This window comes from Listeria monocytogenes (genome assembly GCF_013282665.1).
GTDB classification, from domain to species: Bacteria; Bacillota; Bacilli; order Lactobacillales; family Listeriaceae; genus Listeria; species Listeria monocytogenes_C.
The window spans coordinates 490,555-512,197 of record NZ_CP054041.1 but is presented as its reverse complement, the minus strand read 5'-3'; the positions used below and the strand labels follow the sequence as shown (position 1 = coordinate 512,197).

Sequence of the window (21,643 nt, the reverse complement as noted above, 5' to 3'; positions counted from 1 at the left end):
TAAACGCTTTATTTGTAAAATGATTATAAAGTCGCAGTTTGGATTTGAAGCCAGGTCTTTTGTCAGAGGAAATAAGCCATTAAAATATCATCCACAAATTCACCTTGAATAATGAATTCTTTTTCTAGTCGTCCTTCCAGTTTAAAACCATTTTTTTCATAGAAACGAATGGCTTTTTGATTGATGGACAGAACACGCAAGGCAATTTTAATGAAGCCTTTTTCGCGTGCCACTTCTTTCATTTTGTCCATTAAAAGTTGACCAATACCTGCGCGCTGGTAGTCTGGATGTACAGCAATATCAATTTCTGCGACATGTTTATTGGATGCGAGTGGAATAGGGGACTTGTATCCAAGAATCCCAACTACTTTATCATCCGTCACGACAACGATTTTGGAACCAGGCGGACTTTTAAGTAAAAATTCAGCCTCACTATCAAAATGGATATTGCCAGGTGTAGTTCCTGGCGTCCAAACTAAGTGTTCTAATTCAATCATTGACGCGGCATCTTCTCGTTTAGATAGTCTGATTTGCATAATTTACCAACTTTCCTTATTTTCTTTTTGCATAAGATAGAGAGGTTTTCCATGTTTTCCATAAACCGTCATTGCTGTAAAGTAGTACATTTCCTTGATAAAGACGAACGGTGAGGAAAAATGCACCAACAACACTCACAAGTAAAATAGCGAGGGAACTAAAGAGGCCGAAAGTCGAAACGGAAAGTAAGTCCATTCGTGCAAGCATCATCATTGGTGAGAACGTCGGAATATACGAACCGATAATAACTAGCATATTATCTGGTGCGTTCGCTGCTGCAATGGATCCCCAGTAGCCGATAATAGCAAGAATTGTCATTGGATAGATAAACTGGGCTACGGTTTCGACATTTGGAACCATTGAACCGATCATTGCTGCGAGTAAAATGTACAATAACAAACCTAAAATAACAAATAGTAAATTTAGCACAAGGTAGTACGCTGGGAAAACAGCAATTTGATCTAGGACGTTTTGGACTATTTCGGTATTTCTACCAGCAATTAAAACAACAGCGCCACAAACGATATAAAAGCCAATTTGTGTTAAAAGCATAAAAATTATCGCGGTTAATTTGGCAAATAAATGGGTCGTCGCAGAGACACTGGACAAAATGACTTCCATAATGCGTGTACCTTTTTCAGTAGCGATTTCAGAGGCAACAATGTTTGCGTAACTCATAACGAAAATGAAAATAACTAGTGTTAAAATCAGGACAGCAGCACTCATCACATCTTTTTCGTGGTTCGTTAGCTGATTGTTGGATTCTAAATCATTCGTAACGGAAACCGGAGAGGTGATTGATTGCAATTGTTCATTGGTGATTTTATAGGCGGCCGCTTTTTCAGCGATTTTGGTAGCTGTAAGGTCTTCGGTTAAACGTGTAATAACGTCTTGGCCGGCTGTCTCTTGTGTTGTGTAAACGGCGCTAACCGTTTCATCTTTTTGCGTAATCGTGACAAATCCGTCTATTTTACCGTCTTTTAGAGCAGACTGGGCGGATTTTTTGTCTTTAATATCCGAATTTACTTTGAAATGGTTCTTATCAGCGGCTAATGATTTTGCGAAAACAGGATCTTCGGACAGTACAGCGATTTTTGTGGTATCACTACTTGAGTCAAAGTAGTCCATCATTTTCGGGATGCCAGCAATGAGCCCAGCAATTAAAACCGGAAAAAGTAGCGAAATTAAAAACGATTTTGTCTTCACGCGTCTTTTGTAAACTTGCTTCGTTATCACCCAAAATTTATTCATTCGACTCACCAGCCTTCCATTTGAAGATTTCTTCGAGTGTCGGAGCTTGGAGGCTAAACGTTTGGATGAAACCATCTTTTGTCACATATTCAAAAATTTTCTCTGCATCGCTTTCATGCGCAATTTCAAGTTGTAGAATGCCATCACGATGGGTTTTAACATTTAAAACACCGGGTAAAACAGCAAGTTCTTCCGCGGTATGACGCGACTCAATCAAAATCCTTTTACGTCCAAAAACAGATTTAACCGATTCGGTCGTTCCTTGGAGGACCACATTTCCTTTTTTTAACATTAATAGCGAGTCGCAAAGCTCCTCCACATTCTCCATCCGGTGACTAGAAAAAATAATCGCAGCCCCGGAAGCACGTAAGTCGAATACAAACTTTTTCAAAATCTCTGCGTTGACTGGATCTAGCCCACTGAAAGGTTCATCTAAAATAACGAGTTTGGGCTGATGGATAATCGTACTTAAAAGCTGGATTTTTTGTTGGTTTCCTTTGGATAGTGTTTTAATTAAGTCTGTTTTTTTACCGACAATTTCCGCGCGTTCGAGCCATCCATCAATTTCTGCTTTAATCTTTTGTTTTGGATATCCTTTTAATTCAGCAAAAAATATTAATTGTTCTTCAATTGTGACATTTGGATATAGACCACGTTCTTCGGGCAAATAACCGATAATATTTGGATCGATTTTGCTCACTTCTTTATCATCCCAAGTGATTTTTCCAGAAGTAGCTTCTAAAAAATGCAAAATAAGGCGAAAAGTAGTTGTTTTACCAGCGCCATTTTGACCGATTAAACCGAGGATTTTTCCTGGTTCTACTCGGAATGATAAATCATTGACAGCGACTTTCGTTCCAAAATTCTTCGTAACATTATGTAGTTCAAGCGTCACACGAGCACCCCTTTCTAATTTTTCCCTATTGTTATTATACGGTTTTATCGGAGGATTGTCTTGCTAGAAGTAAAGAAGACCAAGTCACGAGCTTTACCCATAAAGCGTCTAGTGTAGTGGACAAGCAAAAATCTCAGCTGGGAAAGTGAACTAATTTAAAAAACTAAGAGCGTAAGTTAGCTCTTAGTTTTTTTATGTTTTTACAAGTGATACATCTGTCTTGATTAATTGTCGAAGCTTCTGGACATCGTTAATGCGCCAAGGCTTTTTACGTGATTCCAGAATGCCTTCTTGACGTAAATGCCCCAGCACTTTAGACGTGTAACTTTTAGAAACGTTCGCATGGTCTGCAAGTATTTGATAGGTTAAAAATTCTGGAAGTTCTACTACTTTTTCGGAGATACGTAAACCAAGTTCAATTAGTGTGTTTAAGGAATAATAAATGCTTTCACGGGAAGTCAATTTTTCTTGATAAGCGAGGGTATAAAGTCTTCTTCTAGTTTCCGCTAATTGATGTAGCATAAGATAATTTTGCGGATCTTCAAACTCCATCGTGCTTTTAAAGAAACCAATATCAATTTTCCACCACACGATATCTGTAAGGGCAATCATTTTTATATGTGGAGGTATGTCCTCTGTATAAACCGGCAAAAAAGGAAACGCACCTTTAGATAAAATATAAGAAAAATCACGCGTTTTATTTTCATCAAATATTAGTTTCATAAAACCTTCTTCTATTATATAGATATATTTTCGTTGTTTATTTGATGTAATAACTGTTTTTTGTAGAACCCGCTCTTGTATACAGTGTTTATTAAAACTTGGATTTTTCTTGAGTAATTTAAGAATATTACCTATTGAAGCAAATTGATCCAATGTTTCTTTTAAATACATACCGATTCCCCCTTATCTCATTAGTTTCCCGCAATATAAGTACGTAAAACTTATTCTCCTAGAAGAACATTTTCTCGAAAAAATAAGTCAAGAAGAACAAAAAATTGATTTAAAAACTTTCACAAATACTACAAAATATCGTAGTAAACACGAAAAAATAGAAGTTATACGCTTAAAACAGTATTTAGAAAGGTACTATTTTTACAAAAAAGTTGTGCGAATAATTTTAGCAGAAGAATTGGTGAAATGTGGTTCGGCTTATAATTGAAGTATCAAAAGAAACTTATACAATAATTTATAATGTGAGTAAAATTTAATTGTGACGAAAAAGTCAAAAATAGATGAGGAAAGTAGGAAGTTTTGTTTTTTTGTTGGGTTCCTTTTAAAAGTGTTTGGTAGTATCATCACTTGTAAGAAGCCACTCATCGCATTATAAAACTATTTGCTTACAACATAAAATAGAAATGAGATGACAATAAATGCAATCGGTATTTGAAGACTTGTATAGTAAAAAAATTTTGGAAGAAGAGTTTGGTTATGCTAGCTTCTTGCAAACTTTAATCGATAACAAAATCCCGTATAAAAAAACAAGAATGCCAACCAACATGATTTTACTAACAGAAGACACAATAAATACGAAGGTTTATTTTATTGAAAAAGGGATTGTTTCATTAGAGAAGAGCAAAAATGTTATAAGTTTTTTAGGTTCAAACCAAATTGCTGGATTAAACGATTATTTTATGGCAGAAGCAAACGTTTACACTGCTAGAGTAATTGAGACAATTACGGCATACGAATTTGATAAAGAAGATATAATTTGCTCGATTATTGGGATGCAAGAGGGGTGGCTCTATTTATATCTTAATAATCGAAATCATGAAAATGTTCTAATTGAAAAATGTAATTTGATGCGGGGGAACGGGGAAAATCGTTTGAAAGATTCATTAAAACAAATAGGGAAATATTTTGGGAATGAAAAAGAAGGTGCACTACGTATTCCAAAATGTTTCACAAAAAAAATTATTGCTAATTATTCTAACCTATCTGTACGTTCCGTCACACACCTTTGCAGAAATTTGGTAGAATCAGGATTTTTAGCAGAAAATTCTAAGTCTTTTGTTTTGTTAAATAATTTTACAAATTCTTACGGAAGACTAGAGCCAGAAGTAACAAGGATATAATTACAGGTGAAGAAGATAAACTACTTAGCACAAGTAGTTTATCTTTTTTTTATATAAATAAGGAAAGTGAGATTTACGATAAAAAAACAAGCAAAGTATTTTCTTTGCTTGTTTCGTTAAGGATGAGCCGTGCTGGGTTCGAACCAGCGACCCTCTGATTAAAAGTCAGATGCTCTACCAACTGAGCTAACGGCTCTAAATATGACTGGGCTAGCTGGATTCGAACCAGCGCATGACGGAATCAAAATCCGTTGCCTTACCGCTTGGCTATAGCCCAATAATAGAAAATGGTGGAGGGGAGTGGATTCGAACCACCGAACCCGAAGGAGCGGATTTACAGTCCGCCGCGTTTAGCCACTTCGCTACCCCTCCGCTATAAAATTGCCGACTGCAGGAATTGAACCCGCAACCTACTGATTACGATTCAGTTGCTCTACCAGATTGAGCTAAGTCGGCGAAGAATCGCTCTCTGCTGGCAAATCGAAATCTCTTGCATAATTAATTCTTCAAAACAGATACTAATACATGATATAACATTTTGATCAATTTTACCAGCTTTTTTTCAAAAAAAGTGAAAAATATTTTTGAAGCCGTTATTTTTGATTAAAAAGTGACCCGTACGGGATTCGAACCCGTGTTACCGCCGTGAAAGGGCGGTGTCTTAACCGCTTGACCAACGGGCCATATAATAAAAGTTTTTTACCGCTAGAAACTATTATATAAAAAAAGAATGTCATTTGTAAATACCTAAATTAAATTCTTTTTTTTCTGAAAATACAAGCTTGGAAAACGAGTTATTTATCTTATTAATGGGTATGTATATTGAAAGAAGTATGAAATAAATTTTCAATTTAAACAGGTATGAAAATGAGTATTATGAACAATTATTCACTTGGAAAATAATTAGGTGATTAAAATAATGCAAATTAGTATTACAATCTAAAATCAGCTGTGCTATAATGTGTCTGGTCAACTTGAAGTTAGCTAAAAATCAAATAAAAAAGGTAGGGAATACAATGGCTTCGCCGCTAAAAAGACTATTAATCGGCCGCCCTCTGAAAACATCAGAAGCTGGAGACCAAAAACTGGGGAAATTAAAAGCTTTAGCAGTTCTGTCATCAGATGCACTTTCTTCTATTGCGTATGGTACAGAACAGATTTTATTGGTACTTGTAACTGTTAGTGCTGCCGCGATGTGGTATTCATTGCCAATTGCGCTATGTGTACTTGTTCTTTTGTTTGCTCTTAATCTATCTTATAAACAAATAATTTATTCTTACCCACATGGTGGAGGAGCTTATATTGTTTCAAGAGAGAATTTGGGTAATAATGCCGGGTTAATTGCAGGTGGCTCATTACTAGTAGATTATATGCTTACAGTTGCTGTAAGTGTGTCTTCTGGGACAGATGCAATTGTTTCTGCACTTCCATCATTATATCCGTTTGCAGTACCTATAGCTGTATTGCTGGTTGTCGGAGTAACGATTATCAATCTGAGAGGAATTACTGAATCAGCTAGTTTACTTGCAATACCAGTCTATTTATTTGTTTTTTCTATTATAGCACTTATTTTTACAGGTTTATTTAAAGTATTAACTGGTATGGATGCAAGTCATGAAACAGCTGCAGTAGGAACTCATGTACAAGGTGTAACCATTTTTCTTTTACTAAGAGCCTTTGCATCTGGATCGGCTTCTTTAACTGGTATTGAGGCGATATCAAATGCCGTTCCTTTATTTAAAGAACCGCGTCCAAAAAATGCAGCCAAAACATTAACTCTAATGGCAGGCTTACTAGGGTTCTTCTTCGTAGGAATAACGGTACTTGCCTTTGTTTATGGAACTGTTCCTGAACTAAAGGTAACAGTACTTTCTCAAATTGCGGAAAATGTATTTGGTAGAAATTTCATGTTTTATTTTATTCAAGCTACTACAGCACTTATTTTGGTTTTAGCAGCTAATACCGGCTTTTCTGCATTTCCGATGTTAGCATTTAACTTGGCAAAAGATAAATTCATGCCAAGAATGTATTTAGCAAGAGGAGATAGACTAGGCTACTCTAATGGAATTATTACTTTAGCTGTTGGCTCTATCCTACTGATTATATTGTTTAAAGGGAAAACGGAACTACTCATTCCACTTTACTCTGTTGGAGTATTTATACCATTCACGTTGTCGCAAACGGGTATGATTGTCAAATGGTGGAAACAGCGTCCAAAAGGTTGGAAAAAATCATTATCAGCTAATTTACTTGGAGCATCAATCTCCTTTACAGTTCTGTTAGTATTATTCTTAACTCGAATTGAATCTGTGTGGCCAGTATTTATCTTTATGCCTATTATGATTTATGTTTTCCACCGTACAAGACATCATTACAGGAAAGTCGGACCACAACTTAGAATTGACGAAACAATGGACTTGCCTGACTTTAAAGGGAATGCCGTCATTATTTGTGTATCTGATACCACCAAAGTTGTGGAAGGTGCATTACAATATGCTAAATCTATTGGTGATACGGTCATCGCTGTTCATATTTCTATTGATAAGAAGCAGGAAAAAGAATTTGTTGAGAGATGGAATAGAGTGCATCCTGAAGTGCGTATGGCTAATCTGTTTTCTCCGTATCGATCCATTTCAGATCCATTAATGAAATTTATTGATACAGCTAAACAAAAAGCAGATCAAGATAATTATTCGCTAACAGTATTAATACCGCAATTTATCCCTAGAAAAGGTTGGCAAAATGTCCTTCATAATCAAACAAGTCTATTGATTCGCACAAGACTTCTAATGAAAAGGGACGTAGTAGTTTCCACATATCCTTATCATTTAAAAGAATAACAAGAGAAAAAACGGAAGAGACCTTCGGGGGAAGAGGGGGGAGCTCTTCCGTTTTTTAATGGAACGATGTAAGCATAACGGTTGTTTGTTTATTTGTAAAAAGCGGAAATTTTGGTTTTAAAGAAGAATATTCATCGAAAAAATAATTTTCCTTCAGAGGAAAAAGGTATTTTAAATGCCCAGTTTCCTAGAAAATTAAAAAATCTGCCTGAATCAATTTTTTTAAACAATTTGAAAAATATTTTATGGAGAAAAAAAGAATCTACTTTTTTTGTATACACTATAAAAAAATAGCAAATGAAACATGAAAAAAAGGAAATGAGAGTTAATACTTATCTATAAAATTGAATAAATATGAGTGCTATCCTATATAAGTAAATGGACTTAAGTAATGTTACAAAATGGTAACAAATTTTTCTTTTTAATGAATTCATAATGAGTGGATTTTTCGTGTCTATAGAAAGCGCTATATAGAGCCATTTGACTTTTTTTAAGGAGGGCATGGAAATCGGTCCAAGCCTTGAAAAAAGCCAGTTTTCGCGTTATAATTTCAGTAGTTGATGAGAGTTACTATTTTGGTAAAGGGGCGCTTGGAATGCAGGAGCAGGACATTAGGTATTATGTACTACCTACTATTATTATTTTTATATTAGGAATTGCTGCTATGAATGCATCTAGTTTTCCATTTATTAGTTTTCTAACAACTGCGCTTGTTGCTATCGCTATTGGAATTATTATTGGCGGGATTCATCAGTTAAGCAGAGTGATTATCAAATCTTATCAACAAACAAAGGAACGCAGAGTCTCTCAAAAAAAGTGGCAAACACTATAAAATGACTCATTACATAATCATAATAAACAAAGCATTTTCAGACTTTTAAGGAGAATGCTTTGTTTGTGGGTTAATTCTTATTTTTTTTTGCGTAAAAGATGGTACAATAAGGAAGATTATGAATGGAGGAGGTTGGAGATGGCGACTTTAGCAGATGTTGCGAAACGGGCAAATGTCTCCAAAATGACAGTTTCACGAGTTATTAATCATCCAGATCAAGTCTCAGATGAACTGAAAATGCTTGTTTATAGTGCAATGGAAGCCTTAGAGTATGTACCAAATTATGCTGCTAGGGCGCTTGTTCAAAATAGGACACAAGTTATTAAATTTTTGATTTTAGAAGAAATCGATACGGTTGAACCATATTATATGAACTTACTAACTGGAATTAGTCGCGAGTTAGATAAGTATTATTATTCCTTGCAACTCGTTACACAAAGATCCAGAAATATCGGAGCTTATGACGGGCTTATCGTTACAGGAATACGTGATAAAGACTATGATTTAGGACTTTTAGATATTGATAAACCAGTTATTTTTTACGGCGAAAATAAACGTGGCTATGATTCTATTGATGTAGATAATAAAAAAGGAACTGCGCTCGCAACAGAGCATATGGTAGGAATCGGTTTTTCGCGAATCGTCTTTTTGGGAATTGATTTATTAGATGAACAGTTTATGAAATCGCGCCTAGAAGGCTATGAAGAAGTCGTGAAAAAACATGGTTTGGAGCCGGAAAGCTATTTTATTGCGAATAGTTCCAGTGTCGCGGAAGAAAAAGCATTTGAATTACTACGTTATAACTCGGAAAAAATTGCGATTGTTTGCGCATCAGATCGAATTGCCATCGGGGTTGTTCGGGCTGCTGCAGCTTTTGGTCGTCGTTTTGGTGAAAATATTGCAGTAACAGGATTTGATGGTGTTTTCTTAGATCGAATTTCATCACCAAAAATTACGACCGTTCGTTCTCCGGTTGTCGCCATGGGAGAAGAACTTGCGAAGATGTTACTTGCAAAAATTAATGATCATGGGAAACCCCAAGGAAACCTATTATTTACTCCGGAACTACTGATAAGAGCCTCTACAACTGGAAAAGAAGAGTAATGAAAACGCTAGGAATCTTTATTCCTAGCGTTTTTTTATTTGAGTAAAACTGGTAGAAATGCAATGAAATCAAAAATGAAGTGAACGATAAATGTAACCCAAATGGAGTTTGTTTTTTTAAATAAGTAATTCAAAATGAGTCTTGCTGGTGCCAAAGTAATAATACATTGCAAGAAATTAAAATCATAAGAAGTTAAGTGCCACGTTGCGAAAAGTAACGAGCATAGCAAGGAAGCTTGCCAGAATTTCCAGTTCCATTTTTTCCAAGCGGCGTAGAGTAAGCTAATTGATAGTAGTTCTTCGCCAAGAAGCATGAACGGGATACTTGTGAAAACATAAGACCATGTAAGTACACTGTTGATACCATTTTCAGTAGTACTGCCTGCGAAGTAAGCCCATGCAATGTTGAAAATAGAGCTGATAATAATTAATGCTGGAGCACCGATGAGGATCCATTTGAAACTAAAATGTTTAAACCAATCGAGGAATTCTGCTTTTAATATGATAAAAGCAATAACCCCCATGCATAGGGCGTTAAAGAAAGCACCTATAAATTCTAACACTCCAATATTGGAAATGATGTGTGGCAAAAGAAGAAAAAGAACACCAATAATGATTGCGCTGGAAAATAACCAATACCCTTGCTTTTTGAAGCTTAAAGTATTTTCCATTTTATCCTCCTTTTAGACCGTTTTTAAAGAGATTTCATTAGTCCATGAGTTATTATAGCTCTTTACTTTAAATCAGTAAAGTTACTAATTTGTCACTTTAAAGGAGGAGAGAGAATGGCTTTCTTCTATAGTATGTTGAAAGAATATGAAATAGTTAGAAAATCTTGTTACCGTTAACGAGCGAGAAAAGGTTGCAAACGCTTTAATGGAAATGCTAATTTGAAATAGAACGATAGGTGATATAGGAGGAGAAAAAATGGAAAAAGCAGGGATTTATCATCAACCGGCGAGTAGCTATGCTTATAGTTATGACGCTAAAACACTACATATTCGGATTAGAACGAAACGCTTAGATATTAGCGAGGTTACTCTAATTGCTGCCGACCCTTACTTATGGAAAGATGGAAAATGGCAAAGTGAATCTTACACAATGCGCAAAATCGCAGAAACAGAAGAGCACGATTATTGGTTTTTTGCAATTACACCAGAACATAGACGCCTTCAATATGGATTTTTATTAACGGATACAAAAGAGGAAAAGACCTTTTACGGCGGACGTGGCTTTTTTGAACCGACAAAAGCGAATCTAGATACAATGGATTATTACTTTAAGTTTCCATTTATACATGCGGTGGATACTTTTGAGGCGCCTGAATGGGTTGGGAAAACAATTTGGTACCAAATTTTCCCAGAACGTTTTGCGAATGGGAATCCAGCTATTTCTCCGGAAAATGCCTTGCCGTGGGGAAGTAAAGATCCTGACACAACAGACTTTTTCGGCGGGGATATAGCAGGGATTATTGAGCATCTAGATTATTTAGCAGAGCTTGGTATTAACGGGGTTTATTTAACACCTGTGTTTGAAGCGCCAACCAACCATAAATACGATACGGTTGATTATAAAAAAATTGATCCGCATTTTGGAGATAAAGAAACGTTTAGAAAATTAGTTCAGGAAGCGCATAAACGCGGGATTCGTATTATGTTAGATGCAGTGTTCAATCATATTGGCGATACTTCAGCAGAATGGCAAGATGTTGTTTTAAATGAAGAAAAATCTGCATATCGTGATTGGTTCCATATTCATAGTTTCCCTGTTCGTCAAAATGAAAATGGCAATATTGAAGGAGAGCCAACACTTTCTTACGATACATTTGCTTTTACGACGCATATGCCAAAATTAAATACGGCTAATCCAGAAGTTCAGAAGTATCTACTGGATATTGCGACTTACTGGATTCGGGAATTTGATATTGATGGCTGGCGCTTAGACGTTGCCAATGAAGTTGACCATGCTTTTTGGAAAGAGTTCAAAAAAGCGGTTCAAGCGGAAAAAGAAGATATTTATATTCTTGGAGAAATTTGGCATGATTCATGGATTTGGTTACTTGGAGATGAATTCCATGCCGTAATGAATTATCCTTTTACACAAACAATTATCGAGAACTTTATTGAAGAAAAAATCACTCCAGAGCAAATGGTTTCTGGTATTAATGAACAATATATGCGCTACCCAAATCAAGTGAATGAAGTGATGTTTAATATGCTTGATAGCCATGACACGGCACGCATTTTAACACGTGCTAATAATGATGAAGATAAAGTGAAACAAGCGCTTGCCTTCATGTTTGCGCACACTGGTTCGCCGTGTATTTATTATGGAACTGAAATCGGCATGGACGGCGGAAATGACCCAGGTTGTCGCAAGTGTATGGAATGGGACGAAATGAAACAAAACCAAGATATGTTAGCATTTACGAAAAAATTAATTGCGCTTAGAAAAGAAAATCAAGCGATTATTTCATCCGGTGAATTAACGTGGTTAGAGGCAAGTAGTGAAACAGGCATTACAGCATTTTCTAAAGTATTAAATAGTGAAAAACTACATTTCCTTTTCAATCAAACAAAAGAAGATAAGAATTTCACAATTTCCTTTGAAAATACAGCGACAGATATTTGGAACAACCGAGCTGTAACAGAAAATGTGATTGTCCCAGCAAAAGGATTTCTTGTTATTAAAGAAAATAGCTAACTCAACGGCGTAAAGGGATTTTTCACATGTTTACCGAAAAAATGTTGTTATCGGTAACATGTGAAATCCCCTTGTAAACGCTTTCGAAATCAGCATATAATAAATGCATAGGTTAACCTAATTCACAAACTTAAAAAAGAAATGAAAAAAGATGGGGACTTAGAAATCAGACAGTAGAGAGTGGCTTTTTTCATAAAGAGGAGGAAAAGTAAATGAAGCGTTTCAAAAAAGTGGGAATAGTTTCGGCAGTTTTAGTAATGGCTTTAAGCTTAGCAGCATGTGGAGGTGGAAAAGACACTAGTAAATCTGGCTCATCTGATGAAAAAACATTAACGGTTTCCGTTGACGCAGGCTACAAAGACTATGTGAACAAAATAAAAGGTGATTTTGAAAAAGACAATGACGTGAAAGTAAAAGTAGTCGAAAAAGACATGTTTGAAACACTAGAAGCATTGCCACTTGACGGCCCAGCTGGAACTGCTCCAGACGTTATGATGTCTGCATTTGATAGAATCGGAAGCTTAGGTCAACAAGGACATTTAGCGGAAGTAAAACTTGGCAATAAAGACGATTACGATGAAAAAGACCAAAAACAAGTAACCATTGACGATAAAATTTACGGCGCTCCAGCAATTATTGAAACACTAGTCCTTTACTATAATAAAGATTTACTCGACAAAGCTCCAGCAACTTTTAAAGATTTAGAAACACTTTCCAAAGATTCTCGTTTTGCTTTCACTTCTGAAAAAGGAAAAAATACTGGTTTCTTAGCAAAATGGACTGATTTCTACTTCTCTTACGGACTACTTGCAGGATACGGCGGTTATGTATTCGGCGATGAAGGTACAAATCCAAAAGACATAGGTTTAAATAATAAAGGTTCGGTTGAAGGGATTACTTATGCAACAAAATGGTTCCAAGATGTATGGCCAAAAGGAATGCAAGATAATAAGAGTGCAGATGACTTTATCCAAGATCAATTTGTTAAAGGTAAAGCAGCAGCTATTCTAGGCGGTCCATGGTCAGCAGCAAACTACAAAGAAGCAAAAATCAATTACGGTGTAGCAAAAATCCCAACACTTGATAATGGCAAAGAGTATTCTCCATTTGCAGGTGGTAAAGGTTGGGTTGTAAGTAACTATTCTAAAAACAAAGATGTAGCTCAAAAATGGTTGGATTATGTGACTAACCAAAAAAATCAAGAAACATTATATGATATGACAAATGAAGTACCAGCTAACTTAAAAGCTCGTGATACAGCGAAATCCAAAAATGATGAATTAACAAATGCTGTTATCGAACAATACAAAAATGCGCAACCAATGCCAAATATTCCAGAAATGTCGGAAGTTTGGACAGGTGCTGAAAACTTAATGTTTGATGCAGCTTCTGGTTCGAAAACACCGCAACAGTCAGCTGATGATGCAGTGAAAGTAATCGAAGACAATGTAACGCAAAAATATACTAAATAATAATGAATTGGCGGGGCAAAGGTAGCGCGCTCCGCCATTTTTTTCAACTTAGCTAGTGAATCTATATCTAGAATTGAGGGTAACAAAATGAAACTAGAACAAAAACAAATTAAAAATGTTCGTCAAGCAACTTTGTTATCAATCATTCCGGGACTTGGTCAATTTTATAATAAGCAAAATTTTAAAGGGATTGTCTTTTTTGCACTATTTGTTTTGTTTATCATAGAATTTTTCGCAATTGGGCTGAATGCACTGATTGGCCTTGTGACACTTGGATCTGTGCCGGGTGTGGACCATTCCTTATTTTTAATGATTGAAGGTACTTTACAATTAATTGTGACATTACTATTTATAGGCTTTTGGTTTATAAATATTTTCGATGCAAGACGCGTTGCTATGCAGTGGAATCTAGGTGAAACTGTTAACCGTTCTGCGCTTGCTATTATAAAAAATATGCTCGACAAAGGTTTCCCGTACTTACTTACACTACCCGCATACCTAGTGATGACTTTTGTTATTATTTTCCCAGTTCTTGTTACTCTTTTCATGGCATTTACCAACTACGATTTTTACCATATTCCGCCAGCGAATTTAATTGACTGGGTTGGATTTAAGAACTTCTTTAATATTTTCTTCCTAAGTTCGTATCGTGACACGTTCCTAAGTGTATTTTCGTGGACACTCATTTGGACAATATGTGCAACTTCTTTACAAATTGTCGTTGGGGTGTTTACAGCGATTGTAGCAAACCAAAGCTTTATTAAAGGAAAACGTCTTTTTGGAGTTGTTTTCTTACTTCCTTGGGCGGTTCCAGCTTTTATTACAATCATGAGTTTTTCCAATATGTTTAACGACAGTATTGGTGCAATCAACTCGCAAGTCATTCCGCTTCTAAACCATTTGCCATTTGTTGATATCAATGCGATTGCTTGGAAAACAGATCCTTTCTGGACAAAAGTGGCGCTGATTAGTATTCAAGGTTGGCTTGGTTTCCCGTATATTTACGTTATGGTTACTGGGGTGCTTCAAGCGATTCCAGGTGAACTTTATGAAGCAGCTAGAATTGATGGAGCAAGTGCGATCCAACGTTTCCGTAAAATTACATTACCGATGATTTTATTTGTAACCGCACCGGTATTTATTACGCAATATACATTTAACTTCAATAACTTTTCGATAATCTACTTATTCAATGAAGGTGGTCCCGGAAGTGTCGGAGCAGGCGCTGGATCAACCGATATCTTAATTTCATGGATTTATAAATTAACAACAGGTACTTCGCCACAATATGCTGTAGCTGCTGCTGTGACGCTTCTTATCTCCATTATCGTTATTACTGTTTCGATGATTGCCTTTAAGAAGACGAATGCCTTTGGGAACGAGGAGATGATGTAAAATGAGAGACTTTATGAAAGATCAGCGGACAACAAAGTTTTTAACACAGTTTTTCACGTATTTATTTTTAACCGTGCTAACGATTATTATTTTGTATCCGATTCTAATCACAGCATCTTCTGCCTTCAAACCAGGGAATATCGCGGCATTTACGCTGGAATGGTCGGATAGTTGGACGCTGAATAATTTCACGAGATTATTTAATGAAACATTGTACCTTGATTGGTACAAAAATACACTGATTATCGCGGTTGTAACGATGATTATGCAAGTAACGATTGTGACACTTGCGGGTTATACATATAGCCGTTACCGTTTTAAAGGTCGTAAAAACAGCTTGATTTTCTTCCTTATTATCCAAATGGTGCCAACAATGGCAGCTCTAACAGCTTTCTACGTGTTAGCGATGCTACTCGGCGCACTGGATCAATATTGGTTCTTAACATTGATTTACATCGGTGGTGGGATTCCAATGAACACATGGCTGATGAAGGGGTACTTTGATACCGTACCGCGTGATCTGGATGAATCCGCCAAGCTTGACGGGGCAGGACATTTCCGGATTTTTGCTCAAATCATCTTACCTCTAGTAAGACCGATGATTGCCGTGCAAGCTCTCTGGGCATTTATGGGGCCATTCGGAGATTTCTTACTTGCGAAATTCCTACTTAGAACACCAGAAAACTTAACGATTGCGGTAGGTCTTCAAACGTTTATCGCCAACCCACAACAACAAAAAGTAGCCTTATTCGCAGCGGGTGCCATTTTAGCCGCGCTACCAATTTGTTTACTGTTCTTCTTCTTACAAAAGAATTTTGTTTCTGGCTTAACTGCTGGTGGAACAAAAGGATAATTGATTTTTAAAAAGGCTGTGATATCAATGAAAAAAGTTCCGTTTATTATTCAATATGTAAAAAGCACACTCGGTCCAACCGCTATTTTCGAAGGTCGGAAAGTACTGAAATTCTGGCAAATGGTCATCGTATTTATTTTCTTAAATGCGTTACTGTTACTTCCTGTTTCCGCGCACTTTGCCAATCAGTCGAGTTTTGATTTACCAAGTTTAATGCCAAAAATGGCGACACTTGGTACAGATCAATTCGCGACGAAACTTAGTGGTCTTTCACTTGAAAACGGAGAATTAACTGATAAAAATGCGCATATTGTCGAAAAATCGACGAATGGCGTGGCCGGTGTAAATTTAACGAAGGCTGAACTTGCCGGAGCTAAAAATATCATTAACTTCAAAGACCAAGAAATGACGCTGACAGATGCGAGTGGTTACCATTTTGAAGTGAGCTACCCAAAAGATGCGACCTTAAGCGAAATAACGTCAGGCGAGTCGCTTGTTGATTGGGTGTCGGCGCAGTGGTACTTGGAAAACCAAGCATTTGTTTTCCTATCGATGGTGCTGATGATTGGTTCCATTATTTTCGTTAGCTCACTCATGTTAACTGTGTTTACGACGCTTTTCATTTGGATGACAAAACGGAGCAGTTTTTCAAGCATTGCTTCTTTTAAAGAATCAGTAAATTTAACGCTAAATGCACTGGGAATTCCAGTTATTGCGGCTTGTATTATCGGCTTTATCTACTTTGATATTACGATTATCATGGCCGTTCAGTCACTCGGAATGGTGTTAATGATAGCATGGACATTTTTAAAGACAAGATTTTATAAGACTAGTGAAAAAAGGATGGCTGCTAGTCGCTAATTAGGAGGTTTTAGTATGGCACAAAAGCAATTATTTGAAATCGAACCATGGACATTACGGACAACCAAACTAGATAAAGAAAATAAACGTTTGCAAGAAAGCCTAACTTCACTCGGTAATGGATACATGGGGATGCGCGGGAATTTTGAAGAAGGATACTCCGGCGACGGCCATATTGGAACTTATTATGCAGGCGTGTGGTTTCCAGATAAAACAAGAGTTGGCTGGTGGAAAAATGGCTACCCAGATTATTTCGGCAAAGTCATTAACGGTCTTAATTTTATCGGAATTGAAGTACGTCTAGATGGTGAGAAACTCGATTTATTTGTAGATGAAGTAAGCGATTTTGAACTTGTTTTAGATATGGAAAAAGGCGTTTTAAGACGACAATTCACGGTAGTTAAAAATAATAAAACATTCCGAATTTCTGCGGAACGTTTCCTTAGTGTTGCAACGAAAGAACTTGCGGTTATTCACTACCAAGTGGAAGCATTAAGCCCCGCAAAAGTGGAATTAACGTCCTTTTTAGATGGCAACGTGCAAAATGAAGATGCCAACTATGAAGAAATGTTCTGGCAAGAAGTCGCAAAAGCTTCATCGGCAAGTCGCGGTTCACTTGTCACAAAAACCATTCCCAATAACTTCGGAACACCACGCTTTACTGTTTCCGCGGTGATGGAAAATAAGACCAATGCGGCAAATGAAACAAATCAAACAAAGGCACTTTACGCCGAAAATCATTTTCAATTCGACCTACAAGAAAAGGAAGTAGCGCAAATAGAAAAACGCGTAGTCATTACGACATCTCGTGATTATGAGGAAGGAGAAATTCTTCCAGCAGGAGAAAAAATCTTACAAAGCTTAGAAGCAAAAACGTATGATGAATTATTAGCTGCGCATGTTTCAGGCTGGCGTGAACGTTGGGATAAAGCGGATGTTGAGATTGCAGGAGACGATTCCGCCCAACAAGGTATCCGGTTTAACATTTTCCAATTATTTGCTACTTATTATGGCGAGGATGCAAGACTAAACATTGGACCTAAAGGCTTCACAGGAGAAAAATATGGCGGCGCAACATACTGGGATACAGAAGCTTTTGCACTACCGATGTATTTATCATTAACGGACAAATCTGTAAGTCACAATTTACTTAAATATCGCCACGATCAATTGGATGGGGCGAAAATCAACGCGCAGAAAATCGGTCTAGCTGGCGCACTGTATCCGATGGTCACTTTTACAGGCGTCGAGTGTCATAATGAATGGGAAATTACATTTGAAGAAATTCACCGTAATGGCGCGATTGCTTATGCGATTTACAATTACACAAACTATACTGGCGATGATTCGTATTTAAAAACAGATGGAATCGAAGTGTTGACTGAAATCACTCGCTTTTGGGCCGACCGCGTGCATTTATCTGATCGCTTAGATAAGTACATGATTCACGGTGTCACTGGGCCAAATGAATACGATAATAACGTCAGTAATAACTGGTATACAAACTATATCGCAGCTTGGACAATTCGTTATACGCTAGAGAATTTAGATGCAGAAGCGAAAAAACGTTTAAGCGTGACCGAGTACGAAATTGCAAAATGGGAAGATATCGAGCATCGCATGTATTACCCTTTTGATGAGAAATGGCAGATTTTTGTGCAACACGATACGTTCTTAGATAAAGAATTGCGTTCCACGGATACATTAAAACCAGAAGATATGCCGATCAACCAAAATTGGTCTTGGGATAAAATTTTACGTTCTTGCTTCATTAAACAAGCCGATGTACTTCAAGGTTTATATTTATTCTATGATGACTTTGACTTTGATACGAAACAACGCAACTTTGAATTCTATGAGCCATTAACAGTACACGAATCTAGCTTATCGCCAGCTGTTCACGCGGTGTTAGCTTCAGAACTTGGTAAATATGATAAAGCAGTAGAACTTTATAAGCGAACTGCAAGACTAGATTTGGATAATATTAACAACGATACAGAAGATGGACTGCACATCACCTCAATGGCAGGAAGCTGGTTATCCATCGTTCAAGGCTTTGCAGGCATGCGAGTAACTGCTGGCGAATTAAGCTTTGCACCATTCTTACCTGATGGCTGGGAAAATTACCGTTTCAAAATTAACTTCCGTGATCGTTTACTAGAAGTAAAAGTAGAAGTTGGGCAGGTTACTGTAAAATTATGTCACGGAGAGCCAATTCATTTAGAAATGTATAAGAAAGAATATTTATTAGAAACGGCTATAACAGTAGGATTTTAAGGATAATAGAACTTGTTGGAAACGATAACAACCGTTTTCAACAAGTTTTTTCTTTAACAAATCTTTCCCATTTTTGGTGGAACGATTGCTTTTTCCACCTACACTCTTATGCTATAATAAAGAAAGTGAACCATGTGATCATAAATGGTTTTCAAGAGGCACGGAGGTGAAGTGATGGATTTTTCCAATATGTCGATATTGCATTATCTAGCAAATATTGTAGATATTCTTGTCGTATGGTTTGTAATTTATAAAGTGATCATGTTAATCCGAGGTACAAAAGCAGTACAATTATTAAAAGGCATTTTTATTATCATTGCAGTCAAACTATTAAGCGGATTTTTTGGTCTCCAAACAGTCGAATGGATTACGGATCAGATGCTTACTTGGGGATTCCTTGCAATTATAATTATCTTCCAACCGGAATTACGCCGTGCTTTAGAAACGCTTGGACGAGGCAATATTTTTACTCGTTACGGATCAAGAATCGAGCGCGAACAGCATCATTTAATCGAGTCAATCGAAAAATCGACTCAGTATATGGCGAAACGTCGTATTGGGGCGCTGATTTCAGTGGCACGTGATACAGGAATGGACGATTATATTGAAACAGGTATTCCATTAAATGCAAAAATTTCTTCTCAATTATTAATTAATATTTTTATTCCGAATACACCGCTTCATGATGGAGCAGTTATCATTAAAGGAAACGAAATTGCATCGGCAGCAAGTTACTTACCACTTTCAGATAGCCCGTTCTTATCCAAAGAACTTGGAACGCGTCACCGGGCTGCACTTGGAATTAGTGAAGTGACAGATAGTATTACGATTGTAGTTTCTGAAGAGACAGGCGGAATTTCCCTAACTAAAGGTGGAGAACTTTTCCGTGATGTGTCAGAAGAAGAGTTACATAAAATTCTTCTTAAAGAGCTAGTCACAGTAACTGCAAAGAAACCTTCTATCTTTTCTAAATGGAAAGGAGGCAAAAGCGAATGATGGATCGAATTTTGAATAACAAATGGTCGATTCGGATTGTAGCCTTACTACTCGCAGCCATCCTTTTTACATCAGTTAATGCAAATAATAATAACGCCACGACTTTTTCTACGACGTCTTCTAGTGATTCAGAAGTCATCGAGAATGTCCCGGTCAAAGTATATTATGATAAAACGAATTTATATATTTCGGGAATTCCAGAAACCGTTACAGTCACGCTTTCAGGGCCTCGTAGCATCGTTCAATCTGCTAAAGCGCAACAAGACTTTACCGTATACGCAGATTTGAAAAATGCCTCCATCGGCACGCAAGAAGTAAAACTACAAGTGAAAGATGTATCTGACCGCTTAAAAGTAAAAGTGAATCCAGCAACCGTTAACGTCAATGTACAAGAAAAAGTAACGAAAAAATTCTCTGTTGATGTAGAATTGAGCAAATCCGTTGTTGCAGATGGTTATCAAGCTGGAACACCAATCATTGATCCTAAAAAAGTTTCCATCACTGGTGCAAAAGATACTATCGAACAAATCGCTTACGTAAAAGCAACACTCGAAAGTGATGGCAAGCATAAATCCGAATTTACGGATAAAGCTACAGTCTCTGTTTTTGATAGTAATTTGAACAAGTTAGATGTCGAGGTAAATCCGCAAGAAGTGGAAGTGACCGTGCCAGTTGAAAAAGTTGGTAAGTCCGTTCCAGTGAAAATTAAGCAAGAAGGCACGCCAGAAAGTGATATTGAAATTTCCAGCATGACACCAGATAAGTCAGAAGTGGTAGTTGTCGGTGATGATGCGGTCCTTGAAAAAATCAAAGAAATCGAAATTCCAATTGATGTTTCTAAAATCAAAGCAGATACCGTTAAAGAAGTGACTGTTCCTGTTCCGACCGGAGCCAAATCAGTCCAACCATCGACGATAGAGGTGAAGATTAAGACTGTAAAAAAGTCTGAAGCAAATAACAATGCGACAACCTCAGATAGTAACCAAGGCACAGATGAAAATAATAACAACACAGATGATTCAGGTGATAACGATACAAAAATTTCTAAGTCGTTTTCTAATATGCAAGTATATATGAGTGGATTGAAAAATACGTTTGATGCACAAATGATTACTCCTGCAAATGGAAAAGTATCCGTGACGATAACTGGAGAAAAGAAAACAGTTGATGGAATTACCGCGAAAGAACTAAGTGTTATTGCCAATCTGAGTAAAAGCAAAGCAGGTAATTACAGCATACCGCTAGAATTGAACGGTTTGCCAGACAATGTCGCCTATGTTATTAATCCTAGAAAAGCAGATTTCATCATTACGGATAAAGAAGCATCCATTGCAGTACCATCCAAAAGCACATAACATAAGGAGTGTGGGGCGCTAGTCTCATACTCCTCCTTTTTAACAAAAGCTTTTCATACATAGAATAGTGAAAACTTAAGTATTGCCAGCGTTTTATTGTAGAGAGATGAAATTTTTTCTTAAAAAAGGTATAATAACAAATGTATGGTTACGATTAGTGAATATAGAACCAACATTTGACAAAGTAAATATGAAAA

Annotated in this window: 16 protein-coding genes, 5 tRNA genes and 1 pseudogene; 12 read left to right on the top strand and 10 right to left on the bottom strand. The window is 36.8% G+C overall.

Annotated elements, in window-relative coordinates; genetic code table 11:
• Window positions 1-62 precede the first annotated feature (62 nt).
• The 4 genes and pseudogenes from HRK21_RS02585 to HRK21_RS02570 form a co-directional block, all read right to left on the bottom strand.
• Complete coding sequence (locus HRK21_RS02585; protein WP_003739507.1) at window positions 63-536, bottom strand: GNAT family N-acetyltransferase; 474 nt, start codon at window positions 534-536, stop codon at window positions 63-65.
• 16 nt (window positions 537-552) lie between these two features.
• A complete protein-coding gene (locus HRK21_RS02580) occupies window positions 553-1,788 on the bottom strand; it encodes an ABC transporter permease (protein ID WP_070005865.1) in 1,236 nt (411 codons plus the stop codon).
• Window positions 1,781-2,683 (bottom strand): ABC transporter ATP-binding protein, encoded by a 903-nt coding sequence (locus tag HRK21_RS02575; protein WP_003739505.1) that lies wholly within the window; start codon window positions 2,681-2,683, stop codon window positions 1,781-1,783. Before HRK21_RS02575 ends, HRK21_RS02580 begins: the two co-directional genes overlap by 8 nt.
• Window positions 2,684-2,846: 163 nt before the next feature.
• A pseudogene (locus HRK21_RS02570) lies at window positions 2,847-3,577 on the bottom strand (Crp/Fnr family transcriptional regulator).
• Window positions 3,578-4,056: 479 nt separating this feature from the next.
• On the opposite strand from HRK21_RS02570, the gene HRK21_RS02565 reads away from it, so the two are divergent.
• Complete coding sequence (locus tag HRK21_RS02565) at window positions 4,057-4,758, top strand: Crp/Fnr family transcriptional regulator (RefSeq protein WP_003739503.1); 702 nt, start codon at window positions 4,057-4,059, stop codon at window positions 4,756-4,758.
• Between the two features lie 123 nt (window positions 4,759-4,881).
• Here the strand turns inward: HRK21_RS02565 and HRK21_RS02560 are convergent.
• From HRK21_RS02560 to HRK21_RS02540, 5 genes are all read right to left on the bottom strand, one after another.
• Window positions 4,882-4,954: transfer RNA gene (locus tag HRK21_RS02560), tRNA-Lys, on the bottom strand.
• A 9-nt stretch (window positions 4,955-4,963) separates the two neighbouring features.
• Window positions 4,964-5,035, bottom strand: a tRNA-Gln gene (locus HRK21_RS02555).
• A gap of 11 nt (window positions 5,036-5,046) precedes the next feature.
• Window positions 5,047-5,130: transfer RNA gene (locus HRK21_RS02550), tRNA-Tyr, on the bottom strand.
• 10 nt (window positions 5,131-5,140) lie between these two features.
• Window positions 5,141-5,214, bottom strand: a tRNA-Thr gene (locus HRK21_RS02545).
• A gap of 155 nt (window positions 5,215-5,369) precedes the next feature.
• Window positions 5,370-5,441, bottom strand: a tRNA-Glu gene (locus HRK21_RS02540).
• Window positions 5,442-5,774: 333 nt separating this feature from the next.
• On the opposite strand from HRK21_RS02540, the gene kimA reads away from it, so the two are divergent.
• From kimA to HRK21_RS02525, 3 genes are all read left to right on the top strand, one after another.
• The gene (kimA, locus tag HRK21_RS02535; RefSeq protein WP_070005866.1) at window positions 5,775-7,598 is read left to right on the top strand and encodes a potassium transporter KimA; all 1,824 of its coding nucleotides are present in this window, start codon (window positions 5,775-5,777) and stop codon (window positions 7,596-7,598) included.
• 595 nt (window positions 7,599-8,193) lie between these two features.
• Window positions 8,194-8,430 carry a hypothetical protein gene (locus tag HRK21_RS02530; RefSeq protein WP_003730383.1) on the top strand — a complete coding sequence of 79 codons (237 nt, stop codon included), beginning with the start codon at window positions 8,194-8,196 and terminating at the stop codon, window positions 8,428-8,430.
• A 138-nt stretch (window positions 8,431-8,568) separates the two neighbouring features.
• Window positions 8,569-9,534, top strand: a complete 966-nt coding sequence (locus tag HRK21_RS02525; protein WP_069887846.1) for a LacI family DNA-binding transcriptional regulator — start codon at window positions 8,569-8,571, stop codon at window positions 9,532-9,534.
• Window positions 9,535-9,569: 35 nt separating this feature from the next.
• On the opposite strand, the gene HRK21_RS02520 is transcribed toward HRK21_RS02525, so the two are convergent.
• Window positions 9,570-10,205 (bottom strand): CPBP family intramembrane glutamic endopeptidase, encoded by a 636-nt coding sequence (locus HRK21_RS02520; RefSeq protein WP_003730381.1) that lies wholly within the window; start codon window positions 10,203-10,205, stop codon window positions 9,570-9,572.
• 256 nt (window positions 10,206-10,461) lie between these two features.
• On the opposite strand from HRK21_RS02520, the gene HRK21_RS02515 reads away from it, so the two are divergent.
• The 8 genes from HRK21_RS02515 (at window position 10,462) to HRK21_RS02480 (ending at window position 21,446) form a co-directional block, all read left to right on the top strand.
• Window positions 10,462-12,237 (top strand): glycoside hydrolase family 13 protein, encoded by a 1,776-nt coding sequence (locus tag HRK21_RS02515; RefSeq protein ID WP_069887847.1) that lies wholly within the window; start codon window positions 10,462-10,464, stop codon window positions 12,235-12,237.
• A 212-nt stretch (window positions 12,238-12,449) separates the two neighbouring features.
• Complete coding sequence (locus tag HRK21_RS02510; protein WP_003739497.1) at window positions 12,450-13,709, top strand: extracellular solute-binding protein; 1,260 nt, start codon at window positions 12,450-12,452, stop codon at window positions 13,707-13,709.
• Window positions 13,710-13,796: 87 nt separating this feature from the next.
• Window positions 13,797-15,104, top strand: a complete 1,308-nt coding sequence (locus HRK21_RS02505; protein WP_070005867.1) for a sugar ABC transporter permease — start codon at window positions 13,797-13,799, stop codon at window positions 15,102-15,104.
• Between the two features lies 1 nt (window position 15,105).
• A complete protein-coding gene (locus HRK21_RS02500; RefSeq protein ID WP_003722383.1) occupies window positions 15,106-15,957 on the top strand; it encodes a sugar ABC transporter permease in 852 nt (283 codons plus the stop codon).
• A gap of 27 nt (window positions 15,958-15,984) precedes the next feature.
• On the top strand, window positions 15,985-16,818 hold the full coding sequence (locus tag HRK21_RS02495; RefSeq protein ID WP_069888043.1) for a DUF1189 domain-containing protein: 834 nt from the start codon (window positions 15,985-15,987) through the stop codon (window positions 16,816-16,818).
• Window positions 16,819-16,833: 15 nt separating this feature from the next.
• Window positions 16,834-19,095, top strand: coding sequence for a maltose phosphorylase MdxK (mdxK, locus tag HRK21_RS02490; RefSeq protein ID WP_070005868.1), 2,262 nt, complete (start codon window positions 16,834-16,836; stop codon window positions 19,093-19,095).
• A gap of 174 nt (window positions 19,096-19,269) precedes the next feature.
• Complete coding sequence (gene dacA, locus HRK21_RS02485) at window positions 19,270-20,091, top strand: diadenylate cyclase (RefSeq protein ID WP_003722380.1); 822 nt, start codon at window positions 19,270-19,272, stop codon at window positions 20,089-20,091.
• Window positions 20,091-21,446, top strand: coding sequence for a CdaR family protein (locus HRK21_RS02480; RefSeq protein WP_077952712.1), 1,356 nt, complete (start codon window positions 20,091-20,093; stop codon window positions 21,444-21,446). Before dacA ends, HRK21_RS02480 begins: the two co-directional genes overlap by 1 nt.
• Window positions 21,447-21,643 lie beyond the last annotated feature (197 nt).

Coding starts and splice junctions, on each gene's coding strand:
- kimA (WP_070005866.1), top strand. CDS start 5,775: ATGGCTTCGCCGCTAAAAAGACTATTAATCGGCCGCCCTCTGAAAACA.
- HRK21_RS02580 (WP_070005865.1), bottom strand. CDS start 1,788: ATGAATAAATTTTGGGTGATAACGAAGCAAGTTTACAAAAGACGCGTG.
- HRK21_RS02500 (WP_003722383.1), top strand. CDS start 15,106: ATGAGAGACTTTATGAAAGATCAGCGGACAACAAAGTTTTTAACACAG.
- HRK21_RS02530 (WP_003730383.1), top strand. CDS start 8,194: ATGCAGGAGCAGGACATTAGGTATTATGTACTACCTACTATTATTATT.
- HRK21_RS02505 (WP_070005867.1), top strand. CDS start 13,797: ATGAAACTAGAACAAAAACAAATTAAAAATGTTCGTCAAGCAACTTTG.
- HRK21_RS02495 (WP_069888043.1), top strand. CDS start 15,985: ATGAAAAAAGTTCCGTTTATTATTCAATATGTAAAAAGCACACTCGGT.
- HRK21_RS02510 (WP_003739497.1), top strand. CDS start 12,450: ATGAAGCGTTTCAAAAAAGTGGGAATAGTTTCGGCAGTTTTAGTAATG.
- HRK21_RS02520 (WP_003730381.1), bottom strand. CDS start 10,205: ATGGAAAATACTTTAAGCTTCAAAAAGCAAGGGTATTGGTTATTTTCC.
- HRK21_RS02585 (WP_003739507.1), bottom strand. CDS start 536: ATGCAAATCAGACTATCTAAACGAGAAGATGCCGCGTCAATGATTGAA.
- HRK21_RS02525 (WP_069887846.1), top strand. CDS start 8,569: ATGGCGACTTTAGCAGATGTTGCGAAACGGGCAAATGTCTCCAAAATG.
- mdxK (WP_070005868.1), top strand. CDS start 16,834: ATGGCACAAAAGCAATTATTTGAAATCGAACCATGGACATTACGGACA.
- HRK21_RS02565 (WP_003739503.1), top strand. CDS start 4,057: ATGCAATCGGTATTTGAAGACTTGTATAGTAAAAAAATTTTGGAAGAA.
- dacA (WP_003722380.1), top strand. CDS start 19,270: ATGGATTTTTCCAATATGTCGATATTGCATTATCTAGCAAATATTGTA.
- HRK21_RS02480 (WP_077952712.1), top strand. CDS start 20,091: ATGGATCGAATTTTGAATAACAAATGGTCGATTCGGATTGTAGCCTTA.
- HRK21_RS02515 (WP_069887847.1), top strand. CDS start 10,462: ATGGAAAAAGCAGGGATTTATCATCAACCGGCGAGTAGCTATGCTTAT.